Consider the following 1367-nt stretch of genomic DNA (forward strand, 5'->3'; position numbering starts at 1 on the left):
GCCAGGGCACGCACATCGCTGCGTTGTCGTCGGTCGACGGGCCACCGGCCCGCCTCCCTCCGACGCCTTGCGCTGCACGCACCCTGACCACTCATACCCACGAAGAACTTCCGGAGATACCCACTAGCCAGGCGGCGGGTCGAGCCTGCCGAGCGGGGCCACGGTGGTGCCGGACCGCTCGCAGACCCAGGTCGGGTCGGGACCGCCGAGCTCGGGCTGGATGTAGAGCGCGTGGGTGTCGTCGTCGGGGCAGCCGGTGCACAGCGGCCAGCGGCCGACCCGCTCCAGCAGCGCGTCCTGCACGTCTTGGGCGACCAGCCCAGCGACGTACGGCTTGCCTTCCGGCCACTGCTCGACCCACCACTGCCGCTCCGACAGCGCGTCCTCCAACAGCGAGACCACGTCGGCGGTTGCCACCCGACTTGCTTCGAGGTCGTGCAGCACCCGAGCGCGCGCGTGCAACAGGTCAGTGGGGTCCACAGTCCCATTGTGCAAGGCGGCCAAGGCGACCGGCTGACCTCTATTGTTCGAGCATGACCGACGCGGGCGTCCTCGAGGTGACCGTCCATCACGTCCGCGACGTGGCCGGCGCGGAGGAGGGCGGTGCCGACCGCCTGTGCTACCTCGTCGGCGACGACCCCGTCGGCATGTCGCCGAGCCCGAGCGACGTCGCGGCGCTGGTCCGGGAGACCGAGCTACCGGTGCGGGTGATGCTGCGGCTCAACGACAGCTGGACCACGACCGGGGCCGAGTTCGCGCGGCTGGTCACCCTCGCCGAGCAGTACGTCGGGATCGGCGCCGAGGGCGTCGTCTTCGGCTTCCTGGACCGCGACCTCGAGGTCGACACCGAGACCTGCACGATGCTGTCGAAGGCGCTGCCGCACGTCCCGTGGACCTTCCACGCCGCGTTCGACGCTGCCCTGGAACCCGCCCGCGCCTGGCGCGCGGCGGTCGGTCTGCCCGGCCTGACCGCGGTCCGGTCGGCCGGCTCACCGCGCGGCCTCGACTCCGGGTACGACGACCTGCTGGCGCTCGCGCAGTCCGGCCCGGAGATCGCCCGGCTGCTGATGCCGGGCGGCGGGCTGCGCGCCGAGCAGGTGCCGTGGTTCGCACGCGCCGGGGTCCGGCAGTTCCAGGTCGACGTCCAGACCCGGCCCAGCGGCTCATTGAAGGCGTACGTCGACGCCGGCCACGTCCGCTCCTGGCGGCTGCTGGTCGACGACGCGGTCGGTCGGGTCATCTAGTGGGTATCTCCGGAAGTTCGTCGGGGTATGAGCGGCCAGGGCACGCACATCGCTGCGTTGTCGTCGGTCGACGGGCCACCGGCCCGCCTCCCTCCGACGCCTTGCGCTGCACGCACCCTGACC

The 1367-nt window shown here is 72.1% G+C and carries 2 protein-coding genes; one reads left to right on the forward strand and one right to left on the reverse strand.

Features of this window, described 5'->3' with window-relative positions:
• Positions 1-123: 123 nt before the first annotated feature.
• Positions 124-480 (reverse strand): hypothetical protein, encoded by a 357-nt coding sequence (locus DDV73_RS23960; protein WP_109509800.1) that lies wholly within the window; start codon positions 478-480, stop codon positions 124-126.
• A gap of 53 nt (positions 481-533) precedes the next feature.
• Here DDV73_RS23960 and DDV73_RS23965 point away from each other — a divergent pair, with 53 nt between their 5' ends.
• Entirely contained in the window at positions 534-1244 is a 711-nt protein-coding gene (locus DDV73_RS23965) for a copper homeostasis protein CutC (protein WP_109509801.1), read from the forward strand.
• The last annotated feature ends 123 nt before the right edge of the window (positions 1245-1367 follow it).

Source organism: Nocardioides speluncae, assembly GCF_003121585.1.
Lineage (GTDB): Bacteria > Actinomycetota > Actinomycetes > Propionibacteriales > Nocardioidaceae > Nocardioides > Nocardioides speluncae.

Coding starts and splice junctions, on each gene's coding strand:
- DDV73_RS23965 (WP_109509801.1), top strand. CDS start 534: ATGACCGACGCGGGCGTCCTCGAGGTGACCGTCCATCACGTCCGCGAC.